This is a genomic window from Rhizobium sp. RAF36, assembly GCF_052114105.1.
In the GTDB taxonomy this organism is placed as follows: domain Bacteria; phylum Pseudomonadota; class Alphaproteobacteria; order Rhizobiales; family Rhizobiaceae; genus Rhizobium.
In genome coordinates this window covers 19,694-37,228 of the sequence record NZ_JBFREC010000009.1, presented here as the reverse complement: position 1 = coordinate 37,228, position 17,535 = coordinate 19,694, and the positions used below count along the sequence as shown (strand labels likewise).

15 protein-coding genes and 1 pseudogene are annotated in these 17,535 nt (G+C 61.2%); 9 read left to right on the top strand and 7 right to left on the bottom strand.

The window, feature by feature from the left end; genetic code table 11:
• Positions 1–24: 24 nt before the first annotated feature.
• Positions 25–945 (top strand): LysR substrate-binding domain-containing protein, encoded by a 921-nt coding sequence (locus AB4Z25_RS24700; protein WP_442209737.1) that lies wholly within the window; start codon positions 25–27, stop codon positions 943–945.
• Positions 946–1,019: 74 nt separating this feature from the next.
• Complete coding sequence (locus tag AB4Z25_RS24695) at positions 1,020–1,931, top strand: helix-turn-helix domain-containing protein (RefSeq protein WP_442209735.1); 912 nt, start codon at positions 1,020–1,022, stop codon at positions 1,929–1,931.
• Here the strand turns inward: AB4Z25_RS24695 and AB4Z25_RS24690 are convergent, their stop codons facing one another.
• The 3 genes from AB4Z25_RS24690 to AB4Z25_RS24680 all read right to left on the bottom strand — a co-directional run bounded on the left by AB4Z25_RS24690 (position 1,932) and on the right by AB4Z25_RS24680 (position 6,063).
• A complete protein-coding gene (locus AB4Z25_RS24690; protein WP_442209733.1) occupies positions 1,932–4,718 on the bottom strand; it encodes an ATP-binding protein in 2,787 nt (928 codons plus the stop codon). It lies immediately after the preceding gene.
• Between the two features lie 71 nt (positions 4,719–4,789).
• A complete protein-coding gene (locus tag AB4Z25_RS24685; RefSeq protein WP_442209732.1) occupies positions 4,790–5,323 on the bottom strand; it encodes an ester cyclase in 534 nt (177 codons plus the stop codon).
• Between the two features lie 26 nt (positions 5,324–5,349).
• Positions 5,350–6,063: an SDR family oxidoreductase gene (locus AB4Z25_RS24680; protein WP_442209731.1), complete on the bottom strand. Its 714-nt coding sequence runs from the start codon at positions 6,061–6,063 to the stop codon at positions 5,350–5,352.
• Between the two features lie 156 nt (positions 6,064–6,219).
• Between AB4Z25_RS24680 and AB4Z25_RS24675 the strand changes: the two genes are divergently transcribed.
• On the top strand, positions 6,220–9,006 hold the full coding sequence (locus tag AB4Z25_RS24675; RefSeq protein WP_442209996.1) for an ATP-binding protein: 2,787 nt from the start codon (positions 6,220–6,222) through the stop codon (positions 9,004–9,006).
• Here AB4Z25_RS24675 and AB4Z25_RS24670 read toward each other — a convergent pair.
• Positions 8,989–9,368: pseudogene (locus AB4Z25_RS24670) on the bottom strand (winged helix-turn-helix transcriptional regulator). The gene AB4Z25_RS24675 and the pseudogene AB4Z25_RS24670 sit on opposite strands and share 18 nt — an antisense overlap.
• A 62-nt stretch (positions 9,369–9,430) precedes the next feature.
• On the opposite strand from AB4Z25_RS24670, the gene AB4Z25_RS24665 reads away from it, so the two are divergent.
• From AB4Z25_RS24665 to AB4Z25_RS24640, 6 genes are all read left to right on the top strand, one after another.
• On the top strand, positions 9,431–10,210 hold the full coding sequence (locus tag AB4Z25_RS24665; RefSeq protein ID WP_442209729.1) for an SDR family oxidoreductase: 780 nt from the start codon (positions 9,431–9,433) through the stop codon (positions 10,208–10,210).
• Positions 10,211–10,297: 87 nt separating this feature from the next.
• Positions 10,298–11,281 carry an SDR family NAD(P)-dependent oxidoreductase gene (locus tag AB4Z25_RS24660; RefSeq protein WP_442209728.1) on the top strand — a complete coding sequence of 328 codons (984 nt, stop codon included), beginning with the start codon at positions 10,298–10,300 and terminating at the stop codon, positions 11,279–11,281.
• Positions 11,282–11,425: 144 nt separating this feature from the next.
• Positions 11,426–12,355 carry a helix-turn-helix domain-containing protein gene (locus AB4Z25_RS24655; RefSeq protein WP_442209727.1) on the top strand — a complete coding sequence of 310 codons (930 nt, stop codon included), beginning with the start codon at positions 11,426–11,428 and terminating at the stop codon, positions 12,353–12,355.
• Positions 12,356–12,518: 163 nt separating this feature from the next.
• Entirely contained in the window at positions 12,519–13,205 is a 687-nt protein-coding gene (locus AB4Z25_RS24650) for an alpha/beta fold hydrolase (protein WP_442209725.1), read from the top strand.
• A gap of 174 nt (positions 13,206–13,379) precedes the next feature.
• Positions 13,380–14,072, top strand: a complete 693-nt coding sequence (locus AB4Z25_RS24645) for an alpha/beta fold hydrolase (RefSeq protein WP_442209723.1) — start codon at positions 13,380–13,382, stop codon at positions 14,070–14,072.
• A gap of 88 nt (positions 14,073–14,160) precedes the next feature.
• Positions 14,161–14,544, top strand: a complete 384-nt coding sequence (locus AB4Z25_RS24640) for a RidA family protein (RefSeq protein WP_442209721.1) — start codon at positions 14,161–14,163, stop codon at positions 14,542–14,544.
• A 47-nt stretch (positions 14,545–14,591) separates the two neighbouring features.
• Here AB4Z25_RS24640 and AB4Z25_RS24635 read toward each other — a convergent pair whose 3' ends face one another.
• From AB4Z25_RS24635 to AB4Z25_RS24625, 3 genes are read right to left on the bottom strand one after another with little or no spacing between them, the layout of a single operon-like run.
• Entirely contained in the window at positions 14,592–16,046 is a 1,455-nt protein-coding gene (locus tag AB4Z25_RS24635; protein WP_442209718.1) for a YncE family protein, read from the bottom strand.
• A 14-nt stretch (positions 16,047–16,060) separates the two neighbouring features.
• Entirely contained in the window at positions 16,061–16,522 is a 462-nt protein-coding gene (locus tag AB4Z25_RS24630; RefSeq protein WP_442209716.1) for a DUF305 domain-containing protein, read from the bottom strand.
• Complete coding sequence (locus tag AB4Z25_RS24625) at positions 16,512–17,516, bottom strand: zinc-dependent alcohol dehydrogenase family protein (protein ID WP_442209714.1); 1,005 nt, start codon at positions 17,514–17,516, stop codon at positions 16,512–16,514. The genes AB4Z25_RS24630 and AB4Z25_RS24625 overlap by 11 nt, the downstream gene beginning before the upstream one ends.
• Positions 17,517–17,535: the final 19 nt, after the last annotated feature.

Genomic DNA, 17,535 nt, shown 5'->3' with positions numbered 1-17,535 from the left:
ACATCAATGTTTGGATAGTCGATCATGAAGACCCTTGATCCTTTGGCAGGCGTCGCAGCGTTCCTGAGCGTCGCTGAAACTCTCAGCTTCTCCAGGACGGGCAAGCTCCTTTCGATGTCGCGGGCCACGGTCAGCGCTCAGGTTGTCGAACTCGAGAAGCGCCTCGGCATTCGACTCCTTCAGCGGAGCACGAGGACGGTGACGCTGACCGAGGCGGGTGCGGCTTATGTCCAGGCGATGAGCGGCGTACTCCCACAGGTGCGTGAAGCCGAACGTGCGGCGACATCCTTCCAGAAGGATGCGGTCGGGCGCATCCGGATTTCGTCAGCTCCCGATCTTGGCCCCGACCACCTCGTTCCCGCGATCGCGAAGTTCCTCGACCTCAACCCCGGCATCTCGATCGAACTCGATCTTTCTCTGGACACCGTCAACCTGATTGACGAAAAGTTCGACCTCGCAATTCGCGGAACCATCTCGGTCGACCCGAACGTGATCACCCGTCAGCTTGGGACGTCGCCCGTCGTGGTCTGCGCATCGCCCGCCTACATCGAACGGCACGGCGCTCCTGATCACCCGGACGCCCTTTCAAGCCATTCCTGCCTTCATTTCTCCAAACTCCGCTGGGGGCGGCTCTGGCGCTTCACGCGGGAGGGCGTCGACGCCCACGTGCCCATCGAGCCGAAGCTCGAATGTAACGACGGGCGCAGCCTGCTCGCCGCTGCCGTCGCAGGAATGGGTATCGCGCTGGAGCCGACGTTCGTGGTAGGCCCGGCTATCCGAGAAGAAAAGCTCGTGCGGGTGTTGGAAGACTGGGAAATCACAACCGTTCCGGTCCACGCCGTCTATCCAGCGAACCGCCATATCGCAGTCAAGGTCAAAACTTTCGTCTCGTTCCTGGCTGCTCATCTTGCAGACCATCCGGACCTGCGGCAGACCTCGGCTTAACACCCGCCGACGCGACCCCAACAAATCTTAACACTACTTCACTCACGGTCATTTCGACCGGGGCCTACCCTTCGATGAAAGTCAAAGGGGAGTCTGTCATGCAAGCCCAGCTAGTGACCGAACGGAACGACGCATTCCTTTTTCCATTCAACGACGACGCCGTCGAACGAAACCCGATGATCGAGCCTCCGCAGGCGCGCGGCGATGGGCCGATCAAGATCGCCCGTTGGACAAGCGGCCAGATGCACCGCCGGACGTCGATCATCGATACTCCGAGACACTGCTTCACGATCATGATCGCAGTTCGGCCGATCGAGGTCGACATCTCCTCATGCGGGGAAACGATCCTTCAGGGTGCGATGCCATCCGGGACAGCCTTCGTTGCGTCGCCGGGTGCTGTGGCAACGCTGAACTTCCACTCCTCGTTCGATCTCGTCTGCCTCCAGGTTGCGGCACGCTTCGCCGAGAAGAACGGCATCGGTACCGATCTGCGATCTGAGATTCCGAGGATATTCCGCGACATGGTCGTGGAGACCTTTGTTCGAGCACTGGTCGACGACGGAGACCGCTGCGGCTTCTTCATGCAGAGCGTGTCGCATGCACTTGCTGCGCGTTGCCTGAATCCCGAAGAGACGGATGAGCGCGGAACGCCGCTCCCGAAGTGGCGGCTGGCCAAGTTCGAGCGCTTCATATCCAGCCGACTGCACGAGTCGGTATCGCTGGAGCAGATGGCTGAAGCCGTCGATCTGTCGCGGATGCACTTTGCGAAGTCATTCCGGCTGGCAACGGGCTTCACACCGCATGAATACCTGCTGTTTCGCCGGATCGAGTGGGCCAAAAGCGCCATGCTGACATCAAGGATGAACCTGTGCGAGATTGCTCTCGAGGCCGGATTCCAGGCTCAGGCGCACTTCTCCACGGTGTTCAAGCGCTTTACCGGGGCGACGCCCGCTCAATGGAAAATTGAGAACCAACGCCCCGCTTGATCAATTCCGAAGCCGCGAGAGCAGCGCTTTCGCGGTTACCAGATCCTGCGTCTCGAAGCCTTCTGTGAACTTGCCGTACGCGGTGGCCAAAGTGTGGATCGCCTGCTCCGTATGCCCCGCGACTTCCAGCACAGCGGCCTTGGAAGTGGCAGCTCGAAGTTCCCAGGAGAGAGCGCCCTGGGAGCGGGCAAGGTTGACAGCTTTATCGAGCAATCGGATTGCATCGTCGGCAGCAAGGCCGATCGATTTCGCCCGTAGCGCTTCAGCCAGCGCCCAACCGGACTGACGTGTTTCACAGAGTGCCAGAACAGAGGGCGAAGCCATGTCGGGATGCGTGGATGCGAACAGCTCAAGCTGATTTGCAAGAAACCGCGCATCGGCCTCCCGCGGAAGCGTTTGTCCCGCGGGAACAATGGGCTCTCGTCCTATCCGAGACAGCGCGAGACGATACCCTTCGGCTAGACCGCCCCAGAATCCTAGCGAATGCAGGTAGGAAAGCTTCTCTAGCTGGTCAATCCAAGTTTCGGCGAGAGGTTTGGCACCGCACCAAAGCGCCACCGGACAAGCCGCGAAACCCAGGAAGTAGGTCAGCGACATGTCGTGGAGCGTCTCCGCGTGCGCGACCCCTTTCGTCACCGTCTGGAGAGACTGGTCAGGAAATCCGCGAAGCCAAGATATGCGTGCGTTGAGGGTCATGTGACCAAGAACCTGATCGCCGCGGTGACAGATCCGTCGAATGTCCCTGAACGTCTGCTGCGAATATGCGCTTATTCGCACCTGGTAGTTCCAGGCTTCCCGCTGGTTGCCCTCGTAGTGATGGTCTAGTGCGATCAGCCGCAGCGCTGCAAGGCGTGCCACGGCGTCGGACGAGGTCTCAGCAACCCGGTTCGCCTTCTCCATGACGCTCTCCTCGCCTGCGCCGAAAACAGTCCGCTGGTCCCAAAGCAACCAGAGCGCCTCCACGATTTCGGCGGAATTTTCTATCGACTCCGCTAGAGGTATTGCGTCGCGGGCGATCTGTACCAATCTGGGCGTCGGCCCCTGGGTAATCCACGAGCTCTTCGCCCACTCGAGCCTTAGGCGAAGGGATAGGCCGCTTTCCAGTCCCCCGCCGCTACAGCACCGCTTCAGCGCATCGTCGAGCCTGTTGCGGTATTCTGCGACCAGACCAAGCTCCGTCCATAGCGGTGCGGTAATCGTCAGAAGCTCGGCACCCAGTGCGAGCGACCCCGGCGCCGCCATCGCCCAGTCGATCGCTGCGCGCAACTCGACGAGCTTTCCGGCGTAGTGTGCTCGCCACTCTTTCTGGGGCAGGAGGTTCCAGTCGGCCTCAGCCTCGACAAAATAATCCCGGAAGAACTCCGCGTGGCGAAGTGCAAGATCATCGAAGTGTCCTTCGTCCCGGAGCTTTCCGATCACGTAGAGCTTCGTGGTCTCCAGCAACCGATATTGAATTTCGTCCTGGCCGAGATCCGCGGATAGAAGCGATTTCGTGTGTAGCGAATATATGGCATCGACCGCATCGTCGGACGATACCAGACTCCGGGCTAGAAACGATGAGGCAGTCTGGAAGTCCACCGCACCCTGGAATAACCCCAACGACTTAAGCACCTCCCGTTCCAGATCGGAAAGTGTTTCGTAGCTCCAGTCGAGAACAGCTGTCAGCGACTGGTGTCGTGCTGTTGCTGTCCGAGGTGCTTTCAAGATGACCGAGTATCGGTTCTCGATGTTGCTCGCCACGGTCCGCAGGCCGAACGTTGAGACCCCGGCGGCCACCAGCTCAATCGCAAGAGGGAGACCATCGAGCTTCCTACAGAGCGCTGCCGCGACCACCACGTCTTCGTTTCTAAGCTGGAAGCTCTCGTTATTGGCGACGGTCCGCTCAACGAGCAGCTCAAGCGCGGAGTATCCATCGATCTCGTCGGCAGCGACGAGTTCGTCGTCTTTCGGGCAGTCGAGCGGGGCCAACCGATGAACATGCTCAGCGTCCGCCCTCAGCGGCTCCCGGCTCGTGGCCAGGACGTCGAGCGACGGAACCTGCTCGTACAACATCTGGGCGGCCTCGGCCGCGCTTTCCACCATATGCTCGCAGTTGTCGAGTATGACTAGGCATCGCCGCCCTATGAGCGCAGCGACGACGGCCTTCGAGACGTGCTCGTTAACGGTGACGACGTGGGCGGCGGCGGCGATCGTCGTCCAGAGCAGTCGCGGATCGGACATCGTCGCGAGGTCAACAAAGGCGATACCACCAGTATATTCGCCGCCGGCGACTTCTGCCAAGGAGACGGCCACCGACGTCTTTCCGATACCCCCGGGACCTACGATGGACAAGAGCCGGACGTGCCTTAGCCTCGCAAGCAGATTAGCGACGTCGTCGTCGCGGCCAATCAGACGCTTTCCGGCCAAAGGCAGGTTTCTTTTTGAAAATGGCGCGCGCGCGACCAACACCCCTGCTTCGGGCTCGCCCGAGCGACCCTCGATCGGAATCGTGAAAGTATATCCACGCCCCGAGATGTTGGAGATTGGCGAACGTCCTCCATTGCCGGGCAGAAGCGCCTTTCTGAGAGAGGACAGATGAACACGAAGCGCTACTTGATCGACGACGGCATGAGGCCAGACGAGCCGCAGAAGCTCCGAATTCGAAACGATCTCGCCGCCCCGCTCGACAAGAACGGCCAGAAGATCGAAGGCCCGAGGCCCAAGCTTGAGCGGAGTTCCGGCCTCCAAAAGAAGGCGCCGCTCTGGAAAAAGCTCGAAGGCACCGAATGTATAGTGTGGTTCCGACATGGGCCGACCTCCTGAAAGAAGTATCCGCCGGATCGGAAAACCGTCAATTGTGACGATGGTCACTGATGTGACTAGCCGCTGACGATGCCCATCTGCTTCAGGAGCGTCAGGTTGTCCTCGATGTGCCAGTTGTCGCTCACGCGACTGTTCGTGACCTTGAGGAGATCGGTGGCAATGAACTCGATCGTCTGCCCACTTCCCTTTACCTTCGCGAACTCGCCCGTGAAGTGGCCGCGGAAGACCATGTGCACCGTGACGTAGTCGCCGGAGAAGACCATCTTCCTGACTTCGACCGAAAGGTCTGGCACGGCCGCGCGGAATGCCTTCGACGCGAACGCAGGTCCGCCCGGCCCCTGGGGCCTGCCGGGCGGAAGGGTGCGATCGACGAAGTTTGGCGAGATCGCCATCTTCAGACTTGCCTCGTCGCCCGTGTTCCAGAACTCGTAGAAATGCATCGCAGCCTTCTCAGCCGCAGTCTCGCGAGCGGACCGCTTTGACGAATGGACGATCTCATCGACCTTCAACGGAGCTGCAAGCGCCGCCGAACCGCATGCCAGAATGATTGATGCGGCGGCCGATGCCGCCATCAAGCAAGGTACTCTCATTTTCGCTCTCCCTCGAAACAGGCTTCTCATCCGATCGTCGCTCCGCCGTCGACCCGGATGGTCGATCCGGTAGCGAACAGCGTCGTCATGGCGAACAGTACGGCGTTTGCAATGTCGGTCGGCTGCCCCACGGCTTTCGCAGGCAGACTGGCCGCCGCGCGTTCGAACATCGCGTTGCGCGCAGCCGGATCGAGCTTCGACCAGAGTGGCGTGTCGATCATGCCTGGCGACACGACGTTGACGCGGACCGGGGACAGTTCGAGCGCCAGCCCCCGGCCAAGCGCCTCCAACGCGGCATTGATCGCGCCCTGGAGGACAGCGTTTGCCGACGGACGCTCGCTCAGGAAGCCGGAAATGAAGGTCAGGGATGCGCGCTCTGACAGCCGGGCGAACCTTGCGATCCGGTAGGCTCCCCAAAACTTGCTGTCCATCGCGGATCGCGCCTGCTCGAGCGGAAGCTGCCGAAGCGGGCCGCTGGGGGTCTGCGCCGCGGAAACAACGACATGGTCGAAGGCTTCATGGTCGCGGAAGAAGGCCGCCACCCCGTCTTCGTCCGCGGTGTCGAGCACCGCTGTCCGGGCTGTCGAGCCAAGGCTCCTGACGGCTTCCGCGAGCTTCGATTGCGACCGGGATGCAATGGTGACCTTTGCTCCGGCACCGACGCAGGCGCAGGCGACCGCAAGGCCGATACCGGAACTCCCGCCCACGACCAGAACTCGGGAATCTGCAAGCAGTGCCATGAGCAATCCTTTCGCGGCGTCGGACAGATGATGGCTGAGTTTGCCGGGCGCCGCTCTATCGGTCTTCCGAGTTTGCACGCCTGCAGCCGAACGCTTGACGCGCCTGCGAAACCGCGCCTAACGTCCCAGAAAAATGGGAATTCCGGCTTGGCCGAGGTGCACTACACTTTCGGGGGCTTCGAACTCTATCCGGAGCGAAGGCTTCTAAGACACTCGGGCACTGCGGTGCGTCTCGGGCCGCGAGCGTTCGACCTCCTGGTGGCGCTCGCCGAGCATGGCGGCGACGTGGTTCCGCAGGCCGAGCTGATGAAGCGAGCATGGCCGCATGCCTCTGTCGACGAAGTCGCTCTCCGCGTCCACCTTTCGTCCTTGAGGAAGGCGCTTAGAACGGAAAGCCCGGACCACTCGCCGATATCCAACGTGAGTGGCAGAGGCTATCAGCTCGCATTCCCAGTCCACCGGACGGAAGCCGCGTCGCCACGTTCCGCGGTTCTCGACGCGGACGATCGTCCTTCTCCGCAACAATCTGGCAAGCGGCTGATCGGCAGGGACGAGGTGGTCGCGATGCTGCCGGGGAAACTTCGGGAGACGCGCTTCCTGTCGATCGTCGGCCCCGGCGGGATGGGCAAGACTTCGGTCGCGCAGCAGGTCGTCGAAAGGACGCTCGCGGTTTACCCCGATGGACAGGTCTGGGTGGACCTGACGACCATCAGCGATCCCTCGCTCGTCTGGAGCGCCATCGCCAACGCGATGCGTCTCGACACGAGAACGGACGATCTGGCGCCAGCCGTGATCGCCGCCCTACGCGGCAGGCGCTTCCTGATGGTCCTCGACAACTGCGAGCACGTCGTGGAGACGGCGGCAGCCGCTGCAGAGCGGCTGTGGCATGATCTGCCGATGCTGGATATCCTGACGACAAGCCGCGAACCGCTCCGCTCCACCGGAGAATGGGTCCACAGATTGGAGCCTCTCGGCATCCCTGCCGAGGGCGCGGATCTGGCGGGACAGGACATCAGGGCGTTTCCAGCGATACGATTGCTGGTGGAACGGGCGACGGCCAACAGCGATAGCTTCACGCTGGGCGACGGTGAGCTTGGGATCGCCGCCGATCTCTGCCGCCGTCTGGACGGCATGCCGCTGGCGATCGAGCTGGTGGCATCGAGTATAGAGGCGTTCGGTCTCCGCCATCTCGCCGCCCGCTTCGACGATCGCTTCTTCAGCCTGCTGCGCGGCAAGCGGACGGCGATGCCACGCCACCAGACGCTGAACGCCGTCCTCGACTGGAGCTACGAGAACCTTCCCGACACCGAGAAGAACGTCTTCATGCGCCTTGGCGTCTTTCCCGCGGGAATAGACCTTCATCACATCGTGGCCGTGACGACAGACGACGATGTCGACGGCACGCAGGTGATGGACGCTGTCTTCGGCCTCCACGAGAAGTCTCTTCTGTCGTCGGATCTCGATGGGGCCGAGATCGAGTATCGGCTGCTCGAGACGACGCGGATCTACGCGCTCGACAAACTCAGACGCAGCGGAGACTACGACCGCGTCGCGGGACGATATGCCGAAGTCGTCGCCGTTTCCCTGGCGAACGCGGAGCCGGACTGGGACACGCTTTCGCAGCCGGAGTTCGTCAACCGATACGGCCCTCGCGTCGCGGATCTCAGGCGTGCACTCGCATTGATGGCGCCAGATCCCTCGCAGGCCATGCAGCGGGCGAAGCTGCTGACCGACACGTCGCCGATCTGGTTCGAACTCGGGCTGTCGGCCGAATACAGGAACCGTCTGCAAGCTCTTCTTGAAGAGACGTCCGGCGGAGCCGATCTTCCGCCGGGACTGAGGATACGCGTGAAGCTGGCGTGGGCGCAGCACACGTGGTTCGTCAGCGGTGCGTCTCCCAAAATGCTGGAGGCCGCGGAGGAGGCACTGGAGCTTGCCGAGCAGCTCGACAACCCCGTCCGGCAGATGCAGGCGCTGTGGCTGCTCTGGGATTGGCGAAACATCTATGGCGGCGAGGAATACGCGGTCGCAGACAAGTTCCGGCGCCTGCTCGATACGTCCTCCGACCCCGTCATACAGCTCGCCGCGCTCCGTGGACTTTCCATAAGCCTGCATTATCTCGGGGATCAGAAGGCCGCTTGGGACTGTCAGGATCGCATGAACCGATACTCCGATGCGACCTTCCGATCGATCAGGAAGATCGCCCATCGCGGCGACCAGAAACTGGCGCATATCACTCTTCGTGTTCGAATGCTCTGGCTCCGCGGCTTCCCCGACCAGGCGCTGTCCGAGGCCGAAGCGGGCGTCGCCTATGCCGTCTCCCTGAACAACTCGGCGAACCTCGCCTACTACCTCGGGATCGCCGCCTGCCCAGTGGCGCTCTGGTGTGGCCAAATGGAAAAGGCCCGCGCGTGGACCCGGATGCTCAACGACATATCCGAGCGGAACTCCTTTGCGTTCTGGGGATCGCTCGGCGACGTCTATGTCAAGGCAACCGTTGAACCCGCCGACCTGGACTCGCTATCTCCGGGCTCACTCCTTCCGTCAGATCCCGACAAGCATTATCTCGTCAACCAGCTCGAACTGTTCGCCACCCTTCGTCCGGGGTTCGCGTCGCCAGACCTGCTGCGGGACTGCACCGGACGCACGCAAGGCTGGTGTCTCCCCGAACTGCTCAGGATTCGGGCGCGCTCCGAAAGCAGCCTGTTGGAGCGCGAGCGTCTGCTGCGGCAATCGATCGACATCGCGCGGCGGCAGGGCGCGCTCTCGTGGGAGCTTCGGGCGGCCACCGATCTCGCAGAACTGTTGGCTGCCCACGGTCGCATCACGGATGCCGCTGAAATCCTTCGAACCGCCACTGTCCTCTTTACCGAGGGATCCGAAACGCGCGATCTTTTCGTCGCACGCTCGCTGCTCGACTGGATCTCAGGCGACCTCAATTGAGGGCGGGCGGCTCTCGGCCCATTTAATGAGCTGGTCGAGCGCCGGGCAGAGCGATTGACCCCAGTCGGTCAGGCCATATTCCACCTTTGGCGGCACCTGGTGGTAAACGATCCTGCGAACGATCCCATCGGCTTCCATCTGGCGAAGCTGCTGGATCAGCATTTTCTGTGAGACCGAGGGGATCGCCTTCTCTAGCTCCGAGAAGCGCTTGAGCTTGCCGCCAAAGAGATGGAAGAATGACCATCTTCCAGCGACCTTCGAGAAGTCGGAAAGCGTGCTCGACGCGATCGGCTGCAGTTACGGGCGTATGCGCCATGCTTACCTCCGGGTAAGTACCCTACTTTTTCGTGCGTTCTTGCGATTTCGAAAGCCTACCGCCAAGTTCCGTTCTAGGCAAATCGGCTAACCGAAAAAGGAGAACGCGATGACTGATCTGGATCTGAAAGGAAAGCGGGCGCTGGTCACTGGCGGAAGCAAGGGCATCGGCAGGGCAGTGGTCGAGGCCCTACATGCGGCCGGAGCGATTGTCATTTTCACTTCGCGGTCGCGTCCGGACGATATCCGCGACGGCCAGCACTACGTGCAAGCAGACGTCTCGACCGTAGAAGGAACATCCGCAGTCGTGAAAGCCGTCAACGACGAACTGGGCGGCGCCGACATCGTCGTCCACGTCGTCGGCGGATCGTCCGCGCCCGCAGGCGGTTTCAAGGTTTTGGACGACTATCAATGGGAGAAGGCGCTCGACCAGAACCTAATGGCCGCCGTTCGGGTGGACCGCGGGCTTCTGCCCGGCATGATCGACCGCGGCTCCGGCGTGGTGATCCACATCACTTCCATCCAGCGCCGCCTGCCCCTGCCCGAAGCGACGATCGCTTATGCTGCCGCGAAGGCCGCGCTTGCGAACTACAGCAAGGCGCTTTCGAAGGAAGTTAGTCCAAAGGGTGTCCGCGTCGTCCAGGTTGCTCCCGGCTGGGTGAGGACCGATGGGGCGCAGGGCCTTATCGAGGAGATCGCTTCCAAGAACGGAACCGACGAGGACGGTGCTCGGAAGATCATCATGGATTCGCTTGGTGGCATCCCTCTTGGGCGGCCCGCCGAACCAAAGGAGGTTGCCGATCTCGTGGCCTTCCTGGTGTCGCCGCGGGCTGGTTCGATCACCGGGGCGGAATACGTCATCGACGGCGGCACCGTGCCGACGTCCTGATATTTTGAAAGACGCTGCGTTCGTATTCGCGTGACCTGTTGGCATCGTCCGGCTCACGGGCCGGGCATCCAACCCACGGAGGACACGATGACGACCGAACAGCGACCGATCCCTTCCGGGCACGGCCCCAGGACCACTGCCGACGAGCTTCTTGGCGACCGCGACCTCTCGGGGATGACCGCCGTCGTTACTGGCGGCTATTCCGGTCTCGGATTGGAAACGACGCGCGTACTCACCGAGCGCGGCATGCGTGTCGTGATCCCTGCCCGCGATCCCCTCAAGGCGAAGCGCAGCACCGAAAAGCTGAAAGGCGTCGAACTCCACCAGCTCGACCTCCTCGATCCTGCCTCCATCGACGCCTTTTCCGACAAGCTCCTCAGAAGCGGCCGCCAGATCGACGTTCTCATAAACTCGGCCGGGATCATGGCACCGCCGCTCTCCCGCGACGCCCGTGGCCACGAAAGCCAGTTCTCGGCAAATCATCTCGGACACTTCCAGCTCACGGCGCGCCTGTGGCCGCTACTCAAGAAGGCAGGCAAGGCACGCGTCGTGGCCCTGTCCTCCGGCGGCCATCGGTTTTCCCGCGTCGACTTCCGCGATCCCGACTTCCGCCAGCGTCCCTACGAGAAGTGGGTGGCGTACGGCCAGTCGAAGACCGCCAACGCCCTGTTCGCGGTCGCGTTGGACAAGCGCGGTGCGGCCCACGGTATTCGCGCGTTCTCGGTCCATCCCGGCGCGATCCTGACAGACCTGTCGCGCCACTTGACCTCCGACGACTTGGCGGCCTTCGGCGTCCAGCGGCGGGGCAACGGTACGATGGTGGTGAACGAGGAAGCCAAGGGCTTCTTCAAGACTGTCGGCGAAGGGGCTGCCACGACGATCTGGTGCGGGTTCGATGTCCAGCTCGAAGGAAAGGGTGGCGTCTATTGCGAGGACTGCGACATCGCTCAGGCGGTCCCATGCGAAGACAAGGGGTTCGGTGGAGTGTGCCCTTGGGCGATCGACGCCGGTGCGGCGGAGAGGCTATGGAAGTTGAGCGAGAAGATGACCGGTGTGATGTTCCAGGGATGAGTTTCCGGCGTGAAAGCCGTCTTTTGGCTTCGGTGGGTATTCTGGCCGACGCCACGGTGGCACCCCATTTCAATATCACTTGAACGGCTGCGCTCAATTGCTCAATATCGGCCAACTTAGCGACCCTCTGAATTCGGCCGGGACATGAAAAAGAGACGACAGAACCAGCTGCCAGATATCGCTGCCATCCGCTCGTACATTGGCGGTTGGCCTATATCGACCGCAGGGTTGTCAAACACCTCGCGCGGTCTGAGCTTTGACGTGAGGGAAGCCAGTCACGGCATCGAGATGCTGGTGCCAGCCTGCGATCATCACGCAATTGTTGTCGCCTTGGGATCTTCCAGGCAGTTTCGTTTCTACACACAGGTTGCCTCGCGCGAAGTCTCTTGCCGGGCGGGCGACCTTATCGTCGTTCCCGCTGGTAGCCCTGCACGGCTTGGCGGTGCGATTCCGGCCATGCTCCGGATAGGCATTGATCCCGAGCAACTAAGCGACACCTCGAGTCTTAACGCGTCCATTAATGGCAAGGACGATCAGACCGGATCGATCCTGTACGCGAACGATCCATTCGCACTACACATCGCCGGCGCCATTCTCGAAGAAATGAGGAAGCCTAACGCGGATTGGCGGGTCGAACTCATTCGCCATTTGACCGAGGCGCTGACGGTACATTTCGTGACGACCTACGGGGTCCGCACCGTTTCAGAACACACGGGCGAAATCAGCGATCGCGAGGCGATCCAGCGGATCGTGGAACAACTCTCGCGGACATCATGCAATTTCCCTAATCTGGAAACGCTAGCCAAGAAGTCGGGTCTCAGTCGATTCCATTTCATCCGGGTCTTCAAATCCGAAATCGGGACGACGCCCGCGCGCTACGTCGAACGTTGCAAAATCGAGCAGGCAAAAGCGATGATCGAAGCGGCAGATCGCTCTCTCTCCGATATCGCGGACATTCTGGGCTTCGCGGACCAAAGCCATCTGACTCGTCGTTTCAAAGTTATTGTGGGGAGCACCCCGGCGGTGTTCGCAAGAACCCATAACCGCAGGGTGACGGCAAGAAGCAGCAACTAAATACCTTAATAGCAATAATATACCAATTTTACGCGAAAAAGTTTCGTAATTCATGCAAATGAGCAATATTCTTCCAAATATAGCAACGCCAGACCATGCGTTGGTCTCGGCCGCACTGTATAAAAGCAATCACAGGAATTGCAGCGGGCACGAGGAAATAGAGATGAAAGTCAGGAACATCATCCTCGTCCACGGGTACTTTCTGGATGGCAGCGCTTGGCGCAAAGCAATACCGCTACTCGTTGAGAACGGCTATCATGCGGTGGCGGTGCAGCTCACTCTGAACTCGCTTCCGGACGACGTATCAATCGTTCGGCGAGCAGTGGAGATGCAAGACGGTCCCGTCATTCTCGTGGGGCAGTCCTACGGTGGAGCGGTGATCACCGAAGCAGGCAATCACGAACAGGTTGCCGCCCTGGTCTACGTTGCAGGCGCCTCGCCGGACAGCGGTCAATCGGTGGACGACTGGTGGAGTGGTTACGCCACCGCCGCTGTCGTCGACGAACTCCGGCCATGGGGCGATACACATCTTACGCTTTCCCTGGAAGGCGTGCGGAACTACCTCGGTCAGGACCTGCCTACCGACGAGGCAGACAGCGTATACGCAACCCAAGGGCCGTTGGGGAAAGCGACGACGCTTGAGAAGATATCGCATGCCGCGTGGCGCACGAAACCGTCCTGGTACGTCGTGACGACACTGGACCACACGGTTCCCCCAGCGATCCAACAGGATTCCGCTGAACGAATGGGGGCTGAAGTCCTGGTAATCCAAGCCAGCCACTTGCCAATGCTGTCGCAGCCGGAAGCCGTCGTGCGCTTTATCGCAAACGCCGCCGCCTCCTTCGACTGAGTACCAGTCCGGTCCATACCAACGTCCGATCCGACTTCTTACCGCTGTGAAAGCAGCGGCCGACGGACTGCATCCTAGATACATTTGACCGAGCCGCGCTCGGTCACACGCTCTTCGAAAGAAGCCGTTGGCGCCCCAACGGACACATCATGTCAACCAACAAGGAACATCGTCATGTCTACAATCAAGAAACCCACAATCGTCTTCTGCCACGGCATCTGGGCCGACGGATCCTGCTTCAGCAAGGTCATCCCTGCCCTGCAATCAGACGGGCACGAAGTTATTGCAGTCCAATACGGTCTCGACTCTTACGACGAGGATATCGCAGCAGTGAAGCGCACGCTCAATCGTGTAGGAAGCCCGGTCATTCTCGTCGGCCATTCCTACGGAGGTGCCACGATCACAGCTGCTGGAACCGACGACCGCGTTGTCGGCCTGGTGTTCATCGCCGCTGTAGCGCCGGATGTAGGCGAGACGGTGCAAGACCAACTCAACAAGTATCCGTCGGATATATTCGGCCACGTCGAGGCTGCTGACAATCGCGCCTGGATGCTGCCGAGCGGCGTGCAACACTTCGCTGGTGACCTTCCGGAAGCGGAGCAGAAGCTGGTATGGGCGACCCACTATGCTCCGGTCGCGGACCTTTTCCTTCAGCAGAAGCTCGCCGACGGGGAAGTTGCGTGGAAGTCGAAGCCCAGCTGGTACGTGCTTGCCACCCAGGATCACACAGTTCATCCTGATCTTCAGCGCTGGGTTTCGAAGCGCATGAATGCCACGGTGACCGAACTCGGCAGCAGCCACGTCCCGATGCTCTCTCAGCCGGAGGCTGTCATTGAAGTTATCCGGAAAGCAGCTGCATCTGTCTAGGTGCCGAAATTCGCAAATGGAGACCGTGGCAACGCGGCCTCCATTTCGTATCTTGTTGCTCTCGTCACAATTGATCCAGGAGAGTTCTTTGCGAACCAACCACAACCCAGGGGGCCGCGAGCCCTCAACATATACACACGGCGTCGAGGTCCGCGGAGAAGCGAGGACACTCTACGTCAGCGGCCAGATCGGCACCGCAGCCGATGGCGCTTTCCTCCAAGGAATTTCTGATCAATCCAACGCTGTGTTCGAAAATCTGAAGGCGGTCTTGAAAGAAGCTGGCATGGGCTTCGAACATCTGGTGAAGACGACGGTGTTTCTGACGAGCCGCGAGGATTTCCCTGCGTTCGCCGAAGTACGGAAAGCGCACCTCGGAGCCTACAAACCCGCTTCAACCCTGGTGATCGTTTCCGGCCTCGTGCATCCGGATGTGCTTGTCGAGGTCGAGGCAATAGCCGTCGCGAGTCCCTAACCCTCGCTTCCCATTAAGACTAGGAGAAACGAGCGCGGCCCTTGCTGTCACGGCTTGACCTGCACCTGGACGACGCCGCTTGGCTTTCCGTCCTTGGACTCCGCCACCACGAGATAGCGCCGCTCGTCCTTCCGCGTGGATTCGACAAGCTGGCGGATTGGCCCCACCGCAGTGACAAGCGCGGCGCCTGCCGGGTTCGTCATGAAGTTCGCCAGTCCTTGGAGCTCCCCGCCTCCGTCGGCCTTTGACGACAATGCGACCACGTAAGGCTTCTTCGGCTCAAGACCCGTCACTGCCGCCTGAACGACCTGCGTGAGGCCTTGATTGAATAGCGTGACGCTTGCCGAGCCCGGCGATGTCTTGTCAACGCTCGCAAGGTTCAGGTGGACAGCATCGCCCGCCAGCCCCAGAGGCGTTACGTTCTGCAGCCCGTTACCATCGGGAACAGCTTCCGGCACGTACGCGACGGCCTGCGGGCCCTGCCCGATCGGAATCGTCGCCGTCACCTTGTTCGTAAGCGTGTCAATGACGGCGAAGGCGTCGGCGTTCTCAAGCCCGACATAGACCCGCGTCCCGTCGCCGGACGGCCATATGCCATGCGGGAGGTTACCGACGGGAATGGCGGCGACCTGCTCAAACGTATCGGTCCGGAAGACCTTCACCTGATTGAGGCCGCCGACCGTGACATAGGCGAAGGTGCCGTTTTTGTTAGTCACGAGGTTGACGTGGTTGGTGATGGGTCCCGTGTCCATGGTCCGGATGACGGCGAAGGGCGGCCGGGCGTCAAACACTTCGGTTCGTCCGATGTCCTTCAGGGTGAACCAAACCTGCTCTCCGTCGGGCGACGCCGCAATGTTCGGGCAGAACGGGCTGTCCTGCTTAACGTGACCGACGATGGTGTGATCCGAGACCTGGACGACGACGATCTCCGGATTGAAGGACGAGCATACGTAGCCAAGCTTTCCGTCGGGCGAGAAGATCGACATGCCCGGACCAGCAGGCACCTTGATGCGCGTCTTCTCCTCGAAGGATTCAGCGTCGATCACGGATATGTAGTCTTCCCCGCGAACGGTGACCCAGACCTCTTTTCCATCTGGCGTGAAGAACGCCTCGTGCGGCGATCTGCCGACATAGGTGGTGTGCTTGACCGCATTGGCCGAAGTGTCGATGAAGGTGACGGCATTGGATCCGATGGACACGATGGCGAGCGTCTTGTGATCGGGCGAGAAGCCCATGCCATGGACGAGCACCTGCCCCTTGTAGAGCGGACTGAGATTGCCGGGCTGCGGGTCTCCGAGACGGATCACGCCGAGCAGTTTGTTATCGGCCGGATCGATTACCGACACAGTGTTGGAGAACTGCTCGGCAGCGTAGACGCGATCCTGGTGGCTGATCGGGATGTCGGGCACAGATGCCGACGTCGGCACTTGTCCGGATACGGCTGCGATGGGCAAAAGCATGGTGGCTGCGAAAAGGATTCGAGCGAGAGATCTTGAGCGCATCTGACGCCTCCGGGCTACATCTTCATGTTGGGGTCCATCCGCTGCATCGCGGGAGCGGACGACGGTTCGGAATAGGACTGCGTCGGAGCTGCCGACTGCTGCGGCATGGGCTCGCCCACCGCCATTTTCATGGCAATGATCTCTTGCTGCTGATCGACGATGATCTCTTGGGCGATACGCCGGAGCTGCTCGTTCCTGCCGAACTTCAGGTACGAGACCGCCATGTCGATGGCGCCCTGGTGATGCGGAACCATCATCACGACGAAGTCACGGTCGATGTCGCCTGTCGGCTGCGCCGCCACTCCTTGCATCATCGTGGTCATGGCCGCGTCGTTCTCGGCCAGGTATTCGGCTTCCTCCGTGGCGCCTCGCGCGAGCTTCGGGGCCGATGCGCTCGAGGCAACCGCGATGCCGCCGCAGAACGCTAGCCCGGCCAACATCACGAAAGCGACGCGGCGCTTGCGGTCACGTGTCATTTGCGATCTCCACGATTAGCTTGCCGCAGCTCTTTCCCGTCTCCATCGCGTTGAAGGCCGCCTCTGCGTCGGCGAGCTGGAAGCGCCGAGGATCAAGCTTGGGAACCAATTTTCCGGCTTCCGCAAGCCTCGTCGCCTCGCGAAGTATTTCGCCATGATGCCTCTTTCCCATGGCGGTCAGCAGCGGAAGCAGAGTGAACACGCCGGAATAGCTAGCTGCCTTGAAGGACAGCGGAGCGAGCGCGTGGGTGCCCCAGCCAAGGCAGGATACAACGTGGCCAAAGCGGCGGACGGCAAGGAACGACTTGTCCAGCGTCTCGCCACCGACAGTGTCATACACGAGGTCGAATCCCCTGCCGTCGGTATGCTGGTCGACATATTCCTCGACTGAGGAATCCTTGTAGTCGATCGGCGTCGCCCCCAGAGCGCGGATATATTCGAGGCTGTCACGCGCTCCCGTGGCAAACACTTCGGCGCCAAAGGACTTGGCGATCTGGATGGCCACGTGACCCACGCCGCCCGCGCCGCCATGGACGAGCACCTTCTGCCCGGACGCGACGGAGGCCCGATCGACGAGTCCTTCCCAAGCCGTGATGAAGATGAGCGGCAGAGCCGCGATCTCGCGCATCGGCATGTTGGTGGGAGCGATAGCGATCAACTCGGCGTCCACCGCGGCATATTCCGCGAGCGAGCCCTGCAGTCCGCCGACGCCCCCGGTCATGCCGAAGACGCGGTCGCCTGGTCGAAATCCCATCACGCTGTCGCCGACGGCCTCGACCACTCCGGCGAGATCGATGCCCAGGATCGCTGGCAGCGGCTGGCGGGCATGGGCTGCATTGCCAGCACGGATCTTGCCGTCGAGAGGGTTGATCGCCGCCGCCTTCACCCCGACCAGCACGTGACCGGGCCTCACCGTAGGACGGGCGACGGTCGATTTCCGAAGCACGCCTGACTGCGCCTCTGCAATCACCGCCGACATCGTATCGTTGCTCATGAGTGTCTCCTGCAATGGG

Coding starts and splice junctions, on each gene's coding strand:
- AB4Z25_RS24665 (WP_442209729.1), top strand. CDS start 9,431: ATGACTGATCTGGATCTGAAAGGAAAGCGGGCGCTGGTCACTGGCGGA.
- AB4Z25_RS24630 (WP_442209716.1), bottom strand. CDS start 16,522: ATGACACGTGACCGCAAGCGCCGCGTCGCTTTCGTGATGTTGGCCGGG.
- AB4Z25_RS24655 (WP_442209727.1), top strand. CDS start 11,426: ATGAAAAAGAGACGACAGAACCAGCTGCCAGATATCGCTGCCATCCGC.
- AB4Z25_RS24680 (WP_442209731.1), bottom strand. CDS start 6,063: ATGGCACTGCTTGCAGATTCCCGAGTTCTGGTCGTGGGCGGGAGTTCC.
- AB4Z25_RS24690 (WP_442209733.1), bottom strand. CDS start 4,718: ATGTCGGAACCACACTATACATTCGGTGCCTTCGAGCTTTTTCCAGAG.
- AB4Z25_RS24650 (WP_442209725.1), top strand. CDS start 12,519: ATGAAAGTCAGGAACATCATCCTCGTCCACGGGTACTTTCTGGATGGC.
- AB4Z25_RS24645 (WP_442209723.1), top strand. CDS start 13,380: ATGTCTACAATCAAGAAACCCACAATCGTCTTCTGCCACGGCATCTGG.
- AB4Z25_RS24625 (WP_442209714.1), bottom strand. CDS start 17,516: ATGAGCAACGATACGATGTCGGCGGTGATTGCAGAGGCGCAGTCAGGC.
- AB4Z25_RS24660 (WP_442209728.1), top strand. CDS start 10,298: ATGACGACCGAACAGCGACCGATCCCTTCCGGGCACGGCCCCAGGACC.
- AB4Z25_RS24635 (WP_442209718.1), bottom strand. CDS start 16,046: ATGCGCTCAAGATCTCTCGCTCGAATCCTTTTCGCAGCCACCATGCTT.
- AB4Z25_RS24700 (WP_442209737.1), top strand. CDS start 25: ATGAAGACCCTTGATCCTTTGGCAGGCGTCGCAGCGTTCCTGAGCGTC.
- AB4Z25_RS24695 (WP_442209735.1), top strand. CDS start 1,020: ATGAAAGTCAAAGGGGAGTCTGTCATGCAAGCCCAGCTAGTGACCGAA.
- AB4Z25_RS24685 (WP_442209732.1), bottom strand. CDS start 5,323: ATGAGAGTACCTTGCTTGATGGCGGCATCGGCCGCCGCATCAATCATT.